We start from the raw sequence: 16,379 nt of genomic DNA, 5'->3' as shown, positions 1-16,379 counted from the left end.
CGTCGGTCCGGCGCCGCGGCCGGGGTCCTCCTTTCGTCGCACGCCGTGGCACCCGGAGCGCGACGCTCGACGGACCCGGCGACGTCCCCGACCGTGATGGGATGGGCCGGTGCTGACGAGGATCCGCACCGAGACGCCTCGCCCCTGGTGGTGGGACACCGGGATCGCGGGCGTCTACGCCGCGCTCGTGGTGCTCACGGTCGTGGTGTGGCCGCTCGGCTTCGTGTCCCTCGCGCCGGCGCCCCCGGGCCTGCGCCTCGGCGTGGGGCTGGCGGCCGCGGCGACGGTCGTCCTGCGCACGCGCCGCCCGGTGCTCGCGCTCGCCCTGGCCGTGCCGTGCGTGGCGGTCGACGTCGCGTTCGGGCCCTCGCTCGCGATCGCGCTGATCCTCGCCGACCTGCTCTACTGCGTCGCCCTGCACGGCTCGGCGACCGCGAGCGCGCGGGTGCGCTCCGCGGCGTTCGCGGTCTTCGCGGCGCTGGTCGTGGCCGTCCTCCTCGCCACCGGGGACGCCCGCGCGGTCGTCACGACGGCGCTCACCGCGAGCGCGGTGCTCCTGCTGCCGGTGTCCTGGGGGCGCGAGGTCCGCCGCCCCACCGAGGAGGCCGCCGCCGCGCGCCGCGAGGCCGCGCAGGCCGCCCGGATCGCGGAGCTCGACCGGCGCCGCGCGGTGACCGCCGAGCGCGCCCGGGTCGCGCGCGACCTGCACGACTCCGTCGCCGGGCACCTCTCGGCCATCGCCCTGCAGTCCCAGGCGGCGCTCGGTGCGGACGCGGCGACATCGGCGGGCGGCGAGCTGCGCGCCCGGGTCCTCTCCTCGGTGCGCGAGAACAGCGTGCGCGCGCTGGAGGAGATGCGCTCGCTGATCGAGGTGCTGCGCCGTGACGACGACCCCGACGACGACCCCCGCGAAGCCCCGGCGCGGCTCGCGGACCTGCCCCGGCTGGTCGAGTCGGCGCGGGTCGGCGGGCTGTCGGTCACGGCGGAGATCGGCGACCTCGACGGCGTCCCCGCGCCCGTGGGACTGACCGTCTACCGGATCGCGCAGGAGGCGCTGACCAACGTCGGGCGGCACGCGCCGGGCGCGGACGTGACGCTCCGGCTCGCCCGCGACGACGCCGCGCTGGTCCTCGAGGTGACGAACACGCTGCCCGCCGGGACGCCGGCGGACCCGGGGACCGGCAGCGGCGTGGAGGGAATGCACGTGCGGGCCGAAGCGGTCGGGGGGACGGCGAGCGCGGGCCCGGACGGCGCCGACGGCCGGGCCTGGCGGGTGACCGCGCGGCTGCCCGTCGGGGTGCCCGCGGGAGCGCCGCGGTGACCGTGCGCGTGCTCGTCGCCGACGACCACGAGGCCGTCCGCACCGGGCTCGTCATGATCCTCTCGGCCGCCGAGGACGTGGAGGTGGTCGGCGAGGCGGGCGACGGTGACGCCGCCGTGCGCCGGGCCCGCGACCTGCGCCCCGACGTCGTGCTCATGGACGTGCGCATGCCCACCACCGACGGCATCACCGCGACCCGCGAGCTCGTCGCCGACGGCGTGTGCGCGGTGCTCGTGCTGACGACCTTCGACCACGACGAGTACGTGTTCGCCGCGCTGCGGGCGGGCGCGGCGGGCTTCCTGCTCAAGTCGGTCGACGCGGCGCGCCTCGTCGACGGCGTGCGGCGTGTGGCGGCGGGGGAGGGGGTGCTCGAGCCCGGCGTCACGCCGCGGGTGATCGCGGCGGCGGTGTCCGCGGAACCGTCCGGGGAGGCGCCGCCCGGCCTGGACACGCTGACCGACCGCGAGCGGGAGGTGTTCGCCGAGCTCGGCGAGGGCCTCTCCAACCAGGAGATCGGGCGGCGCCTGTTCCTCTCCGAAGCCACGGTCAAGACCCACGTCTCGCGGGTGCTCGCGAAGCTCGGGCTCCGCTCGCGCACCCAGGCCGCGATCGTCGCCTCGCGCTGGGGATAGACGCACGACCGCCCGGCACGGTGTCGTGCCGGGGCGGTCGGGTGGAGCTCAGCGGCGGGGGGTGCCGCCGGGCGGGGTGCCGGGCGCGACGGGCTCGGTCGCGCCGGGACCGTAGGGGTCGCCGGGCCGGGTCGCCGGGCCCGCGTTCCCCGGTGGCGGGGGCGGCGTGGTCCCGGGCTGGGCGTTCGGGTCGCCCCCGGGCGGCACCGGCGTGCCCTGCGGCGGTGTCGGCGCGCTCGGCGGCGCGGCGTACTGCGCCGTGGCGTCGTGCGCCCCGCCGTTGCCGGCGACGTTCGGGGCGTACGCCCGGGCGTCGGCCTCGGCGCGTTCGCGCCCGACGGCGAAGTCACGCTGCACCTGCCCGGACTGCTGCTGGGCACGGCGGTAGCCGGAGTTGATGAGGTCGGCGGCCGCGTCACGTCCGCCGAGCCCGAACGCCAGGGCGGAGCCGAGGGCGACCGCGCCGATGAGGGCGATGTAGGTCGCGGTGACGATGGTCTCGGCGATCCCGAGCTGGTTGAGGATCATGAAGACCGCGATCGCCATGACCAGCGTCGGTGCGGCCGTGCGGGCGACCCGCCCGGTGGGGGTGTCGCCCATGGTCCGGTGCACGAGACCGCCCACGGCGGCGGCGATCGCCGCGGCCACGAGGAAGATCAGCACCGCCGCGAGCACGTTCGGCAGGTACGACAGCACGAGGTTCACGAACCCGGTCACGGCCGGGATGTTCAGCGTGCCGACCGCGGAGACGATGACGAAGACGAGCAGGACCCACTGCACGACCAGGCCGACGAGCTTGGACGGGCTGCCGTCGGGCGAGAACCGGGCGACGTACTCGCCGCCGCGGCCGTGGGTGAGGCGGTCGTCGAGCCGCACCCGGCGCAGCAGCTTGGTGATCCCGGCGCGGATCAGCCGGGCGATGATGTAGCCGATGATCAGGACGAGCAGCGCGCCGATGATGTTCGGCACGTAGTCCAGCAGGGTGGTGAAGGCGTTCTGCAGGCTCTGCAGAATGTCGAACCCCCCGCCGGATGATGCTGGAGGCATTCCGGGCTCCTCATTCCGTCGTGGAGTGCCGTGGTGCCCGATCGGTCTCGCCGGAAACCGCGTCGTCACCCGTTCGGCCGCTACCGCCCGGTCGGGCGGGATTCGCGACACGGATCGGTGATGGAGGAGGCCACGCAGCGGGTACCAGCGGCGGCGTCAGTGACGCGTGCCGCACCGCAGGACCCCAGGAGGCCTCGTGGCCCAGACGACCGACGCCGTACCGGGAGCCCACGCCGCGTCCCCGCAGCAGGTGCCCGCGCGCGGGTGGTGGCAGATCGTGCGCCGCGCGTTCCGGGAGAGCAGCGCCGACAACGTCAGCATGCTCGCCGGCGGGGTGGCGTTCTTCGGCTTCCTCGCCCTCATCCCGGCGCTCATCGCGCTCGTGTCGCTCTACGGGCTCGTGGCCGACCCGGCGGAGGTGGCCTCGACGATCGAGGGGCTGAGCGGGGCACTGCCGGCGAGCGCGCAGAGCCTCGTGGCCGACCAGATCGGATCGGTCGTGGGCGCGAGCAACGGCGGCCTGACGCTCGGGCTGATCATCTCGATCCTCGCCGCGCTGTTCAGCGCCTCGAGCGGCACGCAGAACCTCATGGCGGCGATCAACATCGCCTACGACGAGACCGAGGGCCGCGGCGCGGTGAAGCTTCGCGCCATCGCGCTCGCCCTCACGCTGGGCGCCGTCGTGTTCGTCGTCGTCGCGGTCGCCCTGGTCGCCGTGGCGCCGGTCCTGCTCGACGGCCTCGGCACGGCGGGCCAGGTCCTCGGCCAGGTCGTGCGCTGGGTGCTGCTCGTCGGGCTCGTCGTCGTGGGTCTGGCGGTGGCGTACCGCGTCGCGCCCGACCGTGACGCGCCGCGCTTCCGCTGGGTGACGCCCGGGTCGGTGATCGCGACCGTGCTGTGGGTCGTCGGCAGCATCGCGTTCAGCTTCTACGTCGACAACTTCGGCAGTTACAACAAGACCTACGGCACGCTCGCCGGCATCGTCGTGTTCCTGCTGTGGCTCTACCTGACCAGCTACATCGTGCTGCTCGGCGCCGAGATCAACTCCGAGGCCGAGTACCAGACCGAGCGCGACACCACCCGCGGCGAGCCGCAGCCCATGGGCGAGCGCGGCGCGGCGAAGGCCGACGACGCGGTCGACGCGTAGCCGGTCAGCGGGGCGGCAGCACGCAGAACTCGTTGCCCTCGGGGTCGGCGAGCACCACCCACGGGTGGTCGGGCGCCTCGTCGATCACCCGCGCGCCGAGGCCGACGAGCCGCTCGACCTCCGCCTGCTGGTCGCCGGGCGCGGCGACGTCGAGGTGCAGGCGGTTCTTGCCGGCCTTCCGGTCGGCGACGTGCTGGAGGAGCAGCACGACCTCGCCGACGAGCCCGACCTCGACGTAGGACGTGCCGTGCGCGTCGTCCCACCGGCGCACCACCGAGGAGCCCAGCGCGGCGCACCAGAACCACGCCAGCGCCTCCGGTTCGCGGGCGTCGAGCGCGACGGCGGCCAGGCGGGCGCGGGAGGGCGGCACGGGCCGCAACGCTAGCGAGCCCGTCCCCCTCAGGGCATCCCGCCGTCCACGCGCAGCACCGCGCCGGTGGTGAACGACGCATCGTCCGAGGCGAGGTACAGCACGGCGGGCACGACCTCCTCGGGCTCGCCGATCCGTCCCAGGGCGGTGCTGCGCTCGAAGGCCCCGACGACCTCGGGGGTCCACGCCGTCGAGATGTCGGTGCGGAACGGGCCGGCCTGCACGGCGTTGACCCGCACGGCCGGGCCGAACGCCTGCGCCAGCCCCTCGGTGAGCGTGTTGAGTCCGGCCTTCGCCATCGCGTAGGGCAGCTCGGAGGGCCCCGGGCGGATCGCCGCGACCGAGCTGATGTTGACGATCGCGCCGCCGCCGGCCGCCACCATCCGCGTCCCGAGCGCGGCCGACAGGCGGAACGGGCCCTTGAGGTTGACGCCGAGGACCTTGTCGAACAGCCCCTCGGACACCTCGTCCAGCGCCGGGTAGAGCGGCGAGAGCCCGGCGTTGTTGACCAGCACGTCGACCCGGCCGAACGCCTCGTCCACGGCGTCGACCAGCGCGTCGCAGTCGTCCCAGCGCGAGACGTTGCAGGCGACCGGCAGCGCCCCAACGCCGTACTGCTGCTCGACCTCGACGGCCAGCTGCCGGCACGCGTCGAGCTTACGGCTCGCGATCACCACGGACGCGCCCTCGGCGGCGAACGCCCGCACCATCGCCCGGCCCATGCCCCGGCTGCCCCCGGTGACGACGACGACCCTGTTCCCGAACCTGCCCATGCGTGGCCCGTCCCCCGTGGTGATGATGGGACGCATGCTGGCACGCGAGGAGACCGACGCCGTCGTCGCGTGGCTGTCGTCCGCCGGGCTCGGCGACGCACCGTGGACCGTCGAGCCGCTCGCCGGCGGCACGCAGAACCTCATGGTGCGCGCGATGGCGCCGGACCGGCGCGTCGTCGTGCGCAGCGGGCCCCGGCACCTGCGGAGAGGCAGCAACGCGGCGATCGAACGCGAGATCCGCGTGCTCGGCGCGCTCGCGACGACCGACGTCCCGCACCCCCGGTTGCTCGCCACCGCCCCCGCCGACGGGGTGCTGCCCGGGCGCGTGGTCTACGCGATGGCCGAGGTGCCGGGCGTCAACGTCGCGACCGGCGTCTCGCCGGCGCAGGAGGCCGACGCCGGTCTGCGGCACGGGTTCGGCCCGGCGATGGTCGACGCGCTCGCGGCCCTGCACGCCGTCGACGTCGAGGCGGTCGGGCTGGGCGACGTCGGCAACCCGCAGGGCTTCCTCGCGCGCCAGGTGCCGCGCTGGCGCGACGAGCTCGCCCGCTACCGCGAGGTCGACGGCTACCCGGGCTTCGGCGACGACACCGCCGACGTCGCCGACTGGCTCGAGCGCCACCGTCCCGAGTCCGGCCCGCCCGCGCTCGCGCACGGCGACTACCACCTCGCGAACGTGCTGTTCGACCCCGACGGCGCGACCGTGACGGCGATCGTCGACTGGGAGATGGCGACGGTCGCCGACCCGCTGCTCGACCTCGGCTGGCTGCTCGCCACCTGGCCCGTGAGCGGCACGAACCTGGGCTGGGCGCCCGTCGACGGCCTGGCCGGCGAGGACGAGCTGGTCGCGCGCTACGCGCAGCTCACCGGTACCGACCCCGCGGTGGTGCCCTGGTACGCGGTGCTGGCGTGCTTCAAGCTCGGCGTCCTGCTCGAGGGCACCCACGCCCGCGCGTGCGCCGGCAAGGCCCCGCAGGACGTCGGCGCGCGCATGCACGCCTCGGCGCGGAGCCTGATCGACCAGGCGCGCCGGCGGATCGCTCAGGCCCAGAGCCGCTGAGCGGCCTCCAGCAGCACCTCGAACTTGCGCCACTGCTGGTCCGACGTCAGGTCGTTGCCCTCGATCGTCGACGCGAACCCGCACTGCGGGCTGATCGCGAGCCGGTCGAGCGGCACGTACCGCGCCGCCTCCTCGACGCGGGCGACCACCTCGTCGACCGTCTCGACCCGCGCCGACTTCGTGCTGACCACGCCCAGCACCACCGTCGTCCCGGGCCGCACGAAGCGCAGCGGCGCGAAGGAGCCGGCGCGCTCGGTGTCGTACTCGAGCAGGAGCCGGTCGTGCGCGAGCTCGGAGAACACCTGCTCGGCGATCGGGTCGTAGTGCCCCTCGCGGTGCCAGTGGCCCTGCTCGTTGCCGCGGCACACGTGCAGCCCGAAGGTGGTGCCGGGGAAGTCGCGCACCACGGCGTTCTCGGCGGCGAGCGTGCGGGTGAGCACGTCGGCCGGGTCGAGACCGCGGGCCCGCAGACGGTCCAGCGAGGGCGGGTCGACGTAGGCGGTGAAGCCCGGCGCGTCGACGTGGACGTACCGGCAGCCCGCGTCGACGAGGCCCGCGACGATGTCGCGCTCGACGGCGACGACGTCGTCGAGGAACGCCCACGGGTCGGGATAGACCGCCCGCGAGCCCTCGACGTCGAGGGTCTGGAACACGCGGTCGGGCCCGAGGATCGTGGACTTCACCGGGACCTCGGTGCAGGCCTGCGCGAACGCGAACTCCGCGCGCGGAGCGTTGTGCACCAGCCGCAGGGGCTCGGTGGCGACGGTCGCGCTGGACGCCGAGGGGGCCTCGGCGCGGTCGCCGTCGGCGGCGTCGAGGGTCCGGCGGGCGTGCGCGGCCCACAGGTTCGCGGCGAGGTCGGCGTACCCGGCGACGTCGGCGAAGCTGTCCATGAACGTCGAGCGGCGGTACTCGCCGTCGACGACCACCGGCAGTCCCACCTTCTCCTGGGTGCCGACGACGTCGCGGACCGCCTCGTCCTGCGCCGCGTGCAGCCCCCCGGCGTCGATCTCGCCGCGGCGCCGGCGCGCGAACGCCTCCTCCAGCACCGGCGGGCGCAGCAGGCTGCCGACGCTGTCGACGCGCACGCGGTCCAGCGGACCACCGCTCACCGCAGGCCCGCCTCGACGATCATCGGGTAGACCTCCTGCTGGAAGCGCTGCATGTCCTGCACGTACCGCGGGAACGACAGGATGATGCCGTCGAGGCCGGTCGCGACGAGGTCGCTCAGCGCGCCGACGATCTGCTCGCCGGTGCCGACGATCGGATAGCCCGCCCAGCCGGCGATGAAGTGGCGCTTCATGTCCTCGATCGTCGACAGGTCGTAGGACTGCGAGTTCACGCCGAGCGAGGTGACGAGGTTCGACGCCGCCTCCCAGTCGCCGAGTTCGTCGACGTAGTGGTGCAGGAACCGCTGGGCGTCGGCCTCGGTGTCGCCCTGCACGATGTAGGCGTTGATCCAGACCTGGATCTCGCGCCCGTACTCGGTGCGGGCCAGCTCGCGGAACTGGTTGACCTTGTCCTTCATGCCCTCCGGGGTCTGGTTCTTGATGTCGGAGGACGCGAAGACGACGTCGCAGTTGCGGGCGCCGAAGTGCCGGCCCTTCGGCGAGCTGCCGGCGTTCATCGTCACGGGGTACGGCGACTGCACGGGCAGCGGCGAGATGCGGGCGTCGACGACCTTGTAGAACTCGCCCTCGTAGTCGAACGTCTCCTCGGCGGTCCACAGCTTCGTGACGACGTCGAACCACTCCTGAGACATGTCGTAGCGCTTGTCGTGCTCGAGCTGGGCCGCCCCGAACATCTCGATCTCGGGCGTGTGCCAGCCGGTGACGATGTTGAGGGCGACGCGGCCGTTCGTGATGTGGTCGACCGTCGCGGCCTGCTTCGCGGCCATGAGCGGGTGGATGGTCGGGACGTGCGAGGTGATGAAGACGCCGGCGTCCTTCGTCGTCGCGCCGATGCCCGCGGCCCACGTGAAGCACTCGAACCCGGTGCCGTTGAAGTTCGTCGGCCCGCCGAAACCCCGCCAGCGGCCGACCGGGACGAGGGCCTCGAACCCCATCTCGTCGCTCATCTGCGCGAGCGTCGAGGTGTTCTCCCAGGTGGCCTCGAGCGCGCCCTCGACGGTGGAGATCGAGCAGCCGCCGGACAGGTTCGTCGAGAACGTGCCGAGGTGCAGCTTGCGGTCGTTGTAGACGGGGTGCTTCGCCGCACGCAGTTGGTCGGCGCGCGTCTCGGTCGTGGTCATGCGGTCCTCGCCAGGGTCAGAGGTGTCCGTAGTTGATGTGCACGTTCTTGAGCTGCGTGTACGAGAAGAGCTCGTCGAGGTCCTCCTCGCGGCCGATCCCGCTGTCCTTGACGCCGCCGAACGGCGTGCCGGGGACATGGCGCCCGACCTCGTTGACCCAGACGTAGCCGGCCTCGAGGTCCTCGGCGAAGCGGTGCGCGGTGCCGAGGTCGCGGGTGAAGACGCTGGCGGTCAGGCCCAGGCTCGTCGCGTTGGCGATGCGCAGGGCCTCCTCGGCGTCGGCGAAGGGCCGCATGACCGCCAGCACCGGGCCGAAGATCTCCTCCTGGGCCAGGCGGGAGCCCGGGTCGACGTCGGCGAACACCGCGGGCCGCACGAACAGCCCGTCCGCGAGCCCGCCGTCGGTGACCCGGTCGCCGCCGGTGCAGAGCCGGGCGCCCTCGTCCTGTCCCAGGCGCACGTAGGACAGCACCTTCTCGAGCTGGCCTGCGTTGACGATCGCGCCGGTGTCGGCGTCGGGGTCGTCGGGCAGGCCCGGCCGCAGGGCGCCGACCCTCGCGGCGAGGCGCTCGACGAACGCGTCGTGGACGTCGCGGTGCACGACCACGCGCGAGAGCGAGCCGCACGACTGGCCCTGCCAGGTGAAGTTCATGCCGCGCACCGCGGCCGCGACGGCGACGTCGAGGTCGGCGTCCGGGAAGACGACGAGCGGGTTCTTGCCGCCGAGCTCCAGGGTCACCGTCTTGATCGACACCTCGGCGGCGCGGCGCTGGATCGCGCGCCCGGTGGCCGCGGAGCCGGTGAAGGCGAGGCGGCGCACGTCGGGGTGGGCGACGAGCGCGTCGCCGGAGCGCGCGCCCGTGCCCGTGACCACGTTGAGCACGCCCGGCGGGACGACGTCGGCGGCGAGCTCGCCGAGGCGCAGGGCCGACAGGCTCGTGTGCTCGCTCGGCTTGATCACCACGGTGTTGCCGGCGGCGAGCGGGGCCGCGATCTTCGACGCCGCGAACATCAGCGGGTGGTTGAAGGGGATCAGCCGCCCCACGACGCCGTAGGGCCGGCGCACCGAGTACGTCAGCGTCCCGGGCTCGCTCGGGACGGTGTCGCCGTGCAGCTGGAGGGTCAGGCCCGCGTAGTAGCGCAGGTAGAAGACCGCCATGTCGACGTCGCGGCGCATCTCGCGGTACAGCGAGCCGTTGTCGTCGGCGTCGAGGCGCGCGAGCTCGTCGGCGTGCTGTGCGACGACGTCGGCGAGCGTGGTGAGCAGCGCGGACCGTTCGCCGGGCGTGCTGCGCCGCCAGGTCGCGAACGCCGAGGAGGCGGCCGCGACGGCGTCGTCGACGTCGGCGGCGGTGGCGTCGGGGATGGTCCCGAGACGGTTGCCGGTCGCGGGGTTCAGGGCGTCGAGGACGCTGCCGTCGGACGCCGGGCGGAGCTTGCCGCCGATGAGCATGCTCGTGTCGTTCACCGGTCCAGCTCCCGCACGAGGTGGTCCCAGACGGCGGCGATCGCGGTCGGGTTGTAGATGTGCTCGCGCTTGGCGAGCGCCTCCTCGGGCGGCGACCACGTCGGCCAGCCGCCCGCGGTGCGCGTGAGGATCTGCTGGGCGCACGCGCGCTCGAGGATCACCGCGGTGACCACGGCGGTCGGCAGGTCGGGGCCGACGGCGACGATGCCGTGGTTGACCAGGAAGAGGGCGTTCCGGTCGCCGAGCTCCTCCGCGACGCGCTTGCCGAGCTCCGCGGTGAGGATGAGGTCGGCGGTGTCGGTGAAGCGCGGGACCTCGGGCGGCACGAACATCGTCGCGGTGTGGCTCACCGGCTGCAGCGGCTGCCCCGACGCGGCGAGGGCCACGGCGTGCGGTGGGTGGGTGTGCACGACGGCGCCGACGTCCGGGCGCGCGGCCAGGATCTCGGTGTGGATGGGGAACTCGCTGTGGCGAGGGCTCGCCGACCCGTCCCGCACCGTCCCGGCGCCGTCGACCAGGTGCACCCGGTCGGCGGTCACCTCGCCGAGGCTCCACTCCGCGGTCTTGAGCCAGGCGCCGCCGCCGTCGGGGTCGCGCACCGAGGCGTGGCCCCAAATGAGGTCGTCGTGGCCGTTCGCGGCGAGCACGCGTGAGGCGGTGGCCACCAGCTCCGCGATCTCGTTCATGCGCCCTCCCGGGAGCGATGTGGGTCACGTTCCTCTGGGGAGAGATGTAGTCGGCCGCCCGGCGTTTCCGGCCGAGATTCTGCTGAGAAGAACCGTGTTCTGCTGTCGCGTCACCGGGCGTCGCGGCGCGGGCGCAGCGCGTCAGAGGTCCTGCGCGATGCGGCGGGCGGTGTCGCCGAGCAGGCCCGCCCACTCGGGGAGGCGCGCGCGCCGGTAGCGCGCGGTCGGCATGGAGATCGAGATGGCCCCGGACACCGCGGTTCCTGTCCCGGGGCTAGGGACCGCCGCGCCGATGGCGGTCACCCCGGTCTCGGTGCGCTGGTCGTTGAGCGCGAACCCCTGGCGGCGGGTGCGCCGCAGGTCGCGCAGCAGGGCGTCGACGTCGACGGGGCCGTGGTCGGGGTAGAGCGCGCGCACCTCGGCCTCGTCCCTCGTGGCGAGCACGGCGCGCCCGCCCGACGCGAGGTGGGCGGGCAGCACGCGGCCGCCGCGGTCGCCGACGCGCAGCACCTGGTCGCACTCGACCGACGCGACGAAGCGGGCCTCGTCGCCGACGACCACCAGGAGGTTCGTCGTCTCGTCGGTGCGCTCGGTCAGCTCCTGGAGGTGCGGCAGCGCGGCCCGGCGCAGGTCGGCGACGGGTTCGGGCGCGCCCGGCCGGCGCAGCACCGGGCCGGCGACGTAGCGGCGGTCCTCGTCCTGCTCGGCGAAGTCGCGGTACACGAGCATCGCCAGCAGCCGGTGCGCCGTCGACCGGGCGACCCCCAGGCGCTCGGCGGCGTCGCTGACCCGCAGCGGGCCCTCCTGCTGCAGCACCGCCGCGAGCCGCAGCGCGTGGTCCACCGACTGGATCCCGTAGGTCGGCTTGTTCTGCACGCCAGAAGAGTAGGGGTCGCCGAGCAGAACGCACCTAGCGTCGGAGCGATGGCGCAGTTCTACCTCGGCGGCTACCGCACCGGCGACCCGTTCGTCGAGGACCCGCACCCCGCGGTGGCGGAGCGCCCCGAGGGGCTGCCCGCGACCGCGGACGTGCTGATCGTCGGCTGCGGTCCGGCGGGCCTCGTGCTCGCGGCGCAGCTGGCGGCGTTCCCGGACGTCGCGACCGTGGTGGTCGACCGCCGCGACGGCCCGCTGCAGGTCGGGCAGGCCGACGGCGTCGCGTGCCGCACGGTGGAGATGTTCGAGGCGTTCGGGCTGTCCCGCCGCATCGTGGAGGAGGGCTACCAGGTCAACGAGGTCGCCTTCTGGCGCCCGGACCCGGAGGACCCCGCGGCCATCGTGCGCACCGGGCGCATCCCCGACGTCGAGGACGACCTCTCGGAGATGCCGCACCTCATCGTCAACCAGGCGCGGATGCTGGCCTTCCTGCGCGAGCACATGGCGCGCTCGGCGAGCTGGCTCGCGCCGCGCTACGGGCTCCCGGTGACGGGGCTCGAGGTCGGCGACGGCGAGTACCCGGTGCGCGTGGAGCTGGGCGGGTCGACGATCCGCGCGCGCTACGTCGTCGGGTGCGACGGCTCCCGCAGCGCGGTGCGCGAGGCGATCGGGCGGCGCCTCGAGGGCGACCCGATGAACCAGTCCTGGGGCGTCATGGACGTCCTGGCGGTCACCGACTTCCCCGACATCCGGCTCAAGAGCGCGATCACCTCGAGCGCGGGCAGCCTGCTGATCATCCCGCGCGAGGGCGGCTACCTCGTGCGGCTCTACATCGAGCTCGACGACCTCCGCGACCGGGCCGACGTCACCCCCGAGACGCTCACGGCCGTCGCCAACCGCATCCTGCACCCGTACGCGATCGACGTGCGCGACGTCGGCTGGTGGTCGGTGTACGAGGTGGGCCAGCGGCTGTGCGACCGGTTCGACGACGACCCGGCCGATCCCCGCGTGTTCATCGCCGGCGACGCCTGCCACACCCACAGCGCGAAGGCCGGTCAGGGCATGAACGTGTCGATGGCCGACACGTGGAACCTCGGCTGGAAGCTCGCCGCCGTCCTGCGGGGCCGGGCGCGCCCGGAGCTGCTGGCGACGTACTCCGCGGAGCGCCAGGCCGTCGCGCAGGAGCTCATCGACTTCGACCGCGAGTTCGCGGCGATGTTCAGCGCGCACCCCGAGGGCCGCTCGGCGGACCCGGAGAAGTTCCAGCGGTACTTCCGCGACCAGGGCCGGTTCACCGCGGGCGTCGCGGTCCGGTACGCGCCCTCGATGATCACGTCGGGGGCGGCGCACCAGCACCTGGCGCAGGGCCTGCCGGTGGGGATGCGGTTCCACTCGGCGCCGGTGGTGCGGGTGGCCGACGCGAAGCCGATGCACCTGGGGCACGCGGCGCGCGCGGACGGGGCGTGGCGGCTGTACGTCTTCGGGGGCGGCGAGCGGTTCGACGCCCTGTGTGCGTTCCTGCCGTCGGTGATCGCGCGCTTCACCCCCGCCGGCGCCGACCCGGACGCGGTGATCGACGTCCGTGCCGTGCTGCCGCGGGGGTACCGGGACGTCGAGGTGGGCGAGCTGCCGCCGGTGCTCCGGCCGCGCAAGGGCCCGTTCGGGCTGGTCGACCAGGAGAAGGTGTTCTGCCCCGACCCGGCCCGCGCCGACGTCTTCGACCTGCGCGGGATCGACCGCGCCGCCGGGTGCGTGGTGGTCGTGCGCCCGGACCAGTACGTCGCCCACGTCCTGCCGCTCGACGCCCGCGACGAGCTCGCCGCCTTCCTCGACGGGGTGCTCCTCGAGGCCTGACGTAACGGCCGTCCGGTGACGAACGAGACACCGGCGTCGAGGACGTGATCAGTCGGGGTTCCCGTGACGCAGCAGTACCCGCCGCCCTTCCAGCCGCCGCAGCCGTACCAGCACTACCCGCCGTACCCGCCGTACCCGCCGTACCCGCCGTACCCGCAGGTGCCGCCGTCCAACGGGATCGCCACCGGCGGTTTCGTCGTGGCGCTCATCAGCATGGTCATGTCGCTTGTCCCGTTCCTCGGGATCGTGTCGTGGGTGATCTGCCCCGTCGGTGTCGTGCTCTCGTTCGTCGGGCTGACGGCCGCGTCGCGCAAGGGCGGCGCGGGTCGCGGGCTCGCGATCGCCGGCCTCGTCCTCGGCGCGCTGGGGCTCCTGATCTGCATGCTGTGGGCGATCGGGTGGGCCGGCGCCGTCAGCGAGGCGAACTCCGGCACGAGCTACTCCACGATCGGCAGCCCGTAGAGCACGAACGAGGGCCCGGCGTACACCACGGTGCGGGCGGGCGACGGGCAGATCGAGTTCCACGGCGACTGCGTCTGGTCGCCCGCCTCGTAGGAGCCGAGCTCTTTCGCGAGAACGCTTCGATTTCCGAAGCATCGCGGTCGGGGGCCGGCGAGGGGCACCGTCCGCAGCGCGGACCTCGAGCCGATCATGCCCAACGTGCCCCTCGCCGGCGACGACCCGGCGCGGCTTTCCGGCGGAGGGTTCCCCTCGCTCATCTATGCGAGCGAAGGGCCCCTTCGCTCAGAATCCGGTCGGCGCGCACCTCGGGCGGCGGTGATCATCTGCGTTGGCGGAGGGTGACCCTCGCTCATCTATGCGAGCGAAGGGGCCCTTCGGTCAGAACCCCGGGGCGCGCCGCCGCGAGAACGCTCCGATTTCCGAAGCGTTCTCCTCGAAGAGAGCGCCTCCTCGTCAGGCCCGCCGAAACGACGGGTAGCCCGCCGACGCCTCCTGCTCGCACCGCGCCACGTAGTCGCCGACACCGTCGACCCCCGCCTCGCCGGCCGACACCGCCTCGATCGTCGTGCCCCCCGCGGCGTCGAGGTCCCGGATCGCCCGGGCGATCCACTCCGCCTGGTGCTGGCGCACCGTCGTCATCACCGCCCAGCGCGAGGTCGGGGCCGGCGGCTCCGCGGTGGTGAACAGGTTCGGGAACCCCGGCACGCCCAGCCCCAGCACGGCGCCCGGCGCGTCGGCGAGCGACCGGCCGTCGCGCCCGTGCACGTCGATCCCGTGGAGCGCCGGCGGACCCGCGTCGTACTCCTCGGCGAGCACGAGGACGTCGAGCTCGTGCACGGCGCCGGACGCGAGCTCGAGGCCCTCGGCGCGGACGGCGACGACCGGGTCGACGCGCAGGTCGACGAGGTCGACGTCGTCGCGCGCGAACGCCTCGAGGAACCCCGCGTCGAGCGTCGTCGGCGCGTCGTCGTCGGTCGGCACGAGCACCGCGGCCAGAGCGGGGTCACCGAGCCGCGACGTCATCGCCGCGCGGACGTACGCCGCGACCTCGGGGTCGGGCGGTGCGCCGAACCACAGCCGCCGGGAGCCGTCGGCGTAGAGCGTCGCGGGGTCGCCCGCTCCGCGCTCGTCCTCGCCGCCCGTGCGGGTGCGCGGGAGCGTCGCGCGCAGCTCGTCGAACCGGGCCCGGTAGGCGTCGCGCTCGACCCAGCCGTACACCGGGTTCGACCGCGGGACGACGGCGACGGGGTCGCGCGCGAACACTGTCAGGTGCGCGGTCTCGGCAGCGATCCGCGGCACCAGCTGCACGCCCGCGGTCCCGACGCCGACGAGGCCGACCCGCCGTCCCGACAGGTCGTGGCCCTTCTCCGGCCAGTGCGACGTGCGCACCACGGTGCCGGCGAAGCCGTCGACACCGGGCAGTGCCTCGGCGGGCCCGGGGAGCAGCCCCGTGCACGCGACGACGAACCGCGCGTCGACCGTCGCGCCGTGCTCCGTGCGCACGCTCCAGAGGCCGCGCTGCTCGTCGAACGCCGCGGCGACGACGCGCGTCGAGAGCGTGATGTCGCGGCGCAGGTCGAGGCGGTCGGCGACGAACCGCAGCCAGCGCAGCACCTCGTAGCCAGCGGGGTAGCGCTCGCTCCAGCCCCAGTCGCGGACGAGGCCGGCGGAGAAGAAGTACTGGTAGGCCGGGCCCTCGGTGTCGAGCCGCGAGCCGGGGTAGCCGTGCCACCACCAGGCGCCGCCGACGTCGTCCGCGGCGTCGAACGCCCGCACCCGCAGGCCACCCGAGCGCAGCAGGTGCAGCGCGGCCAGCCCGGTGACGCCGGCGCCGATCACGACGACGTCGAGCTCGTCACCCATGGAGCGAGATTCTGGCGCAGCTGATCGTCGATCGACACGTCCGCGGCGGTGGAGATCGCGAGGTGCGGCACGGGCGGCGGGGTGTCGGGGAGCATCCGGGCGACGAAGGCGTCGAACGCGGCGAGCTTGCCCGCGTCCTGCGGGCGTCCCCGGGCCTCGATCCGGTGCCGCAGCGTCGCCGGGTCGCAGGAGACCCACACGAGGCGCACGGGGTTGCCGCCGAGCTCGGCGACCCACGCCGCCCAGCGCGCCGGGTCGCGGATCTGCCCGGTGAACGGGGCGCTGAGCACCACCGGGCACCCGCGCGACCGGATCTCGCGCGCAACGGCGGTCATCCCCGCGTACTCGTGGGCCTTGACGTGCTCGTCGTACCAGGGGCCCTCGCGCTCGCCGGGATCCCGGTCGGCGGCGTCGAGGGCCGCCGCGACGAAGTCGCCGTACATCGTGTCCTTGTCGAGCAGCGCCGGGGCGGGGGAGAGCAGGGCGATCAGCCGGTCGGCGACCGTGCTCTTCCCGGCGCCCGGGGCCCCGCCGACGATCCACACATCCGCCGTCACACCCCCAGCCTC

Annotated in this window: 17 protein-coding genes; 6 read left to right on the top strand and 11 right to left on the bottom strand. The window is 74.3% G+C overall.

Going from position 1 to position 16,379, the window contains the following annotated elements:
* The first annotated feature begins 109 nt into the window (after positions 1-109).
* Together WCD58_RS23060 and WCD58_RS23055 are read left to right on the top strand one after the other, a co-directional pair.
* A complete protein-coding gene (locus tag WCD58_RS23060) occupies positions 110-1,321 on the top strand; it encodes a sensor histidine kinase (protein WP_337705421.1) in 1,212 nt (403 codons plus the stop codon).
* The gene (locus WCD58_RS23055; protein WP_337705420.1) at positions 1,318-1,953 is read left to right on the top strand and encodes a response regulator; all 636 of its coding nucleotides are present in this window, start codon (positions 1,318-1,320) and stop codon (positions 1,951-1,953) included. The genes WCD58_RS23060 and WCD58_RS23055 overlap by 4 nt, the downstream gene beginning before the upstream one ends.
* 48 nt (positions 1,954-2,001) lie before the next feature.
* Here the strand turns inward: WCD58_RS23055 and WCD58_RS23050 are convergent, their stop codons facing one another.
* A complete protein-coding gene (locus WCD58_RS23050; RefSeq protein ID WP_337705419.1) occupies positions 2,002-3,000 on the bottom strand; it encodes a mechanosensitive ion channel family protein in 999 nt (332 codons plus the stop codon).
* Positions 3,001-3,196: 196 nt separating this feature from the next.
* Here WCD58_RS23050 and WCD58_RS23045 point away from each other — a divergent pair, with 196 nt between their 5' ends.
* Positions 3,197-4,147 (top strand): YihY/virulence factor BrkB family protein, encoded by a 951-nt coding sequence (locus WCD58_RS23045; protein ID WP_337705418.1) that lies wholly within the window; start codon positions 3,197-3,199, stop codon positions 4,145-4,147.
* 4 nt (positions 4,148-4,151) lie between these two features.
* Here WCD58_RS23045 and WCD58_RS23040 read toward each other — a convergent pair whose 3' ends face one another.
* Both WCD58_RS23040 and WCD58_RS23035 read right to left on the bottom strand, forming a co-directional pair.
* Positions 4,152-4,517: a VOC family protein gene (locus WCD58_RS23040; protein ID WP_337705417.1), complete on the bottom strand. Its 366-nt coding sequence runs from the start codon at positions 4,515-4,517 to the stop codon at positions 4,152-4,154.
* 29 nt (positions 4,518-4,546) lie between these two features.
* Positions 4,547-5,290 (bottom strand): SDR family NAD(P)-dependent oxidoreductase, encoded by a 744-nt coding sequence (locus WCD58_RS23035; protein WP_337705416.1) that lies wholly within the window; start codon positions 5,288-5,290, stop codon positions 4,547-4,549.
* A 34-nt stretch (positions 5,291-5,324) separates the two neighbouring features.
* Between WCD58_RS23035 and WCD58_RS23030 the strand changes: the two genes are divergently transcribed.
* Positions 5,325-6,350, top strand: a complete 1,026-nt coding sequence (locus WCD58_RS23030; RefSeq protein ID WP_337705415.1) for a phosphotransferase family protein — start codon at positions 5,325-5,327, stop codon at positions 6,348-6,350.
* On the opposite strand, the gene WCD58_RS23025 is transcribed toward WCD58_RS23030, so the two are convergent.
* From WCD58_RS23025 to WCD58_RS23005, 5 genes are all read right to left on the bottom strand, one after another.
* Complete coding sequence (locus WCD58_RS23025; RefSeq protein WP_337705414.1) at positions 6,332-7,438, bottom strand: uroporphyrinogen decarboxylase/cobalamine-independent methonine synthase family protein; 1,107 nt, start codon at positions 7,436-7,438, stop codon at positions 6,332-6,334. The genes WCD58_RS23030 and WCD58_RS23025 overlap by 19 nt on opposite strands.
* A gap of 20 nt (positions 7,439-7,458) precedes the next feature.
* Positions 7,459-8,601, bottom strand: coding sequence for an LLM class flavin-dependent oxidoreductase (locus WCD58_RS23020; protein WP_337705413.1), 1,143 nt, complete (start codon positions 8,599-8,601; stop codon positions 7,459-7,461).
* Between the two features lie 16 nt (positions 8,602-8,617).
* A complete protein-coding gene (locus WCD58_RS23015) occupies positions 8,618-10,069 on the bottom strand; it encodes an aldehyde dehydrogenase family protein (RefSeq protein WP_337705412.1) in 1,452 nt (483 codons plus the stop codon).
* Positions 10,066-10,755, bottom strand: a complete 690-nt coding sequence (locus tag WCD58_RS23010) for a class II aldolase/adducin family protein (RefSeq protein WP_337705411.1) — start codon at positions 10,753-10,755, stop codon at positions 10,066-10,068. Before WCD58_RS23010 ends, WCD58_RS23015 begins: the two co-directional genes overlap by 4 nt.
* 141 nt (positions 10,756-10,896) lie before the next feature.
* Positions 10,897-11,631, bottom strand: coding sequence for an IclR family transcriptional regulator (locus WCD58_RS23005; RefSeq protein ID WP_337705410.1), 735 nt, complete (start codon positions 11,629-11,631; stop codon positions 10,897-10,899).
* A 48-nt stretch (positions 11,632-11,679) separates the two neighbouring features.
* Between WCD58_RS23005 and WCD58_RS23000 the strand changes: the two genes are divergently transcribed.
* Positions 11,680-13,485, top strand: a complete 1,806-nt coding sequence (locus WCD58_RS23000) for an FAD-dependent monooxygenase (protein WP_337705409.1) — start codon at positions 11,680-11,682, stop codon at positions 13,483-13,485.
* A 63-nt stretch (positions 13,486-13,548) separates the two neighbouring features.
* Positions 13,549-13,947, top strand: coding sequence for a DUF4190 domain-containing protein (locus WCD58_RS22995; RefSeq protein WP_337705408.1), 399 nt, complete (start codon positions 13,549-13,551; stop codon positions 13,945-13,947).
* Here WCD58_RS22995 and WCD58_RS22990 read toward each other — a convergent pair.
* From WCD58_RS22990 to WCD58_RS22980, 3 genes are all read right to left on the bottom strand, one after another.
* The gene (locus WCD58_RS22990; RefSeq protein ID WP_337705407.1) at positions 13,923-14,138 is read right to left on the bottom strand and encodes a hypothetical protein; all 216 of its coding nucleotides are present in this window, start codon (positions 14,136-14,138) and stop codon (positions 13,923-13,925) included. The two genes, WCD58_RS22995 and WCD58_RS22990, sit on opposite strands and share 25 nt — an antisense overlap.
* Positions 14,139-14,400: 262 nt before the next feature.
* On the bottom strand, positions 14,401-15,810 hold the full coding sequence (locus tag WCD58_RS22985) for a flavin-containing monooxygenase (RefSeq protein ID WP_337705406.1): 1,410 nt from the start codon (positions 15,808-15,810) through the stop codon (positions 14,401-14,403).
* Positions 15,783-16,367 carry a P-loop nucleotide/nucleoside kinase family protein gene (locus WCD58_RS22980; RefSeq protein WP_337705405.1) on the bottom strand — a complete coding sequence of 195 codons (585 nt, stop codon included), beginning with the start codon at positions 16,365-16,367 and terminating at the stop codon, positions 15,783-15,785. Before WCD58_RS22980 ends, WCD58_RS22985 begins: the two co-directional genes overlap by 28 nt.
* Positions 16,368-16,379 lie beyond the last annotated feature (12 nt).

It is taken from the genome of Actinomycetospora flava (assembly GCF_037400335.1).
GTDB lineage: Bacteria > Actinomycetota > Actinomycetes > Mycobacteriales > Pseudonocardiaceae > Actinomycetospora > Actinomycetospora flava.
This window is presented reverse-complemented; position numbering and strand designations above follow the sequence as displayed.

Excerpts from the sequence above, each read along its gene's own strand:
- WCD58_RS22990 (WP_337705407.1), bottom strand. The coding sequence starts at position 14,138 with ATGATCGGCTCGAGGTCCGCGCTGCGGACGGTGCCCCTCGCCGGCCCC.
- WCD58_RS23000 (WP_337705409.1), top strand. The coding sequence starts at position 11,680 with ATGGCGCAGTTCTACCTCGGCGGCTACCGCACCGGCGACCCGTTCGTC.
- WCD58_RS23010 (WP_337705411.1), bottom strand. The coding sequence starts at position 10,755 with ATGAACGAGATCGCGGAGCTGGTGGCCACCGCCTCACGCGTGCTCGCC.
- WCD58_RS23020 (WP_337705413.1), bottom strand. The coding sequence starts at position 8,601 with ATGACCACGACCGAGACGCGCGCCGACCAACTGCGTGCGGCGAAGCAC.
- WCD58_RS23050 (WP_337705419.1), bottom strand. The coding sequence starts at position 3,000 with ATGCCTCCAGCATCATCCGGCGGGGGGTTCGACATTCTGCAGAGCCTG.
- WCD58_RS23035 (WP_337705416.1), bottom strand. The coding sequence starts at position 5,290 with ATGGGCAGGTTCGGGAACAGGGTCGTCGTCGTCACCGGGGGCAGCCGG.
- WCD58_RS23030 (WP_337705415.1), top strand. The coding sequence starts at position 5,325 with ATGCTGGCACGCGAGGAGACCGACGCCGTCGTCGCGTGGCTGTCGTCC.
- WCD58_RS22985 (WP_337705406.1), bottom strand. The coding sequence starts at position 15,810 with ATGGGTGACGAGCTCGACGTCGTCGTGATCGGCGCCGGCGTCACCGGG.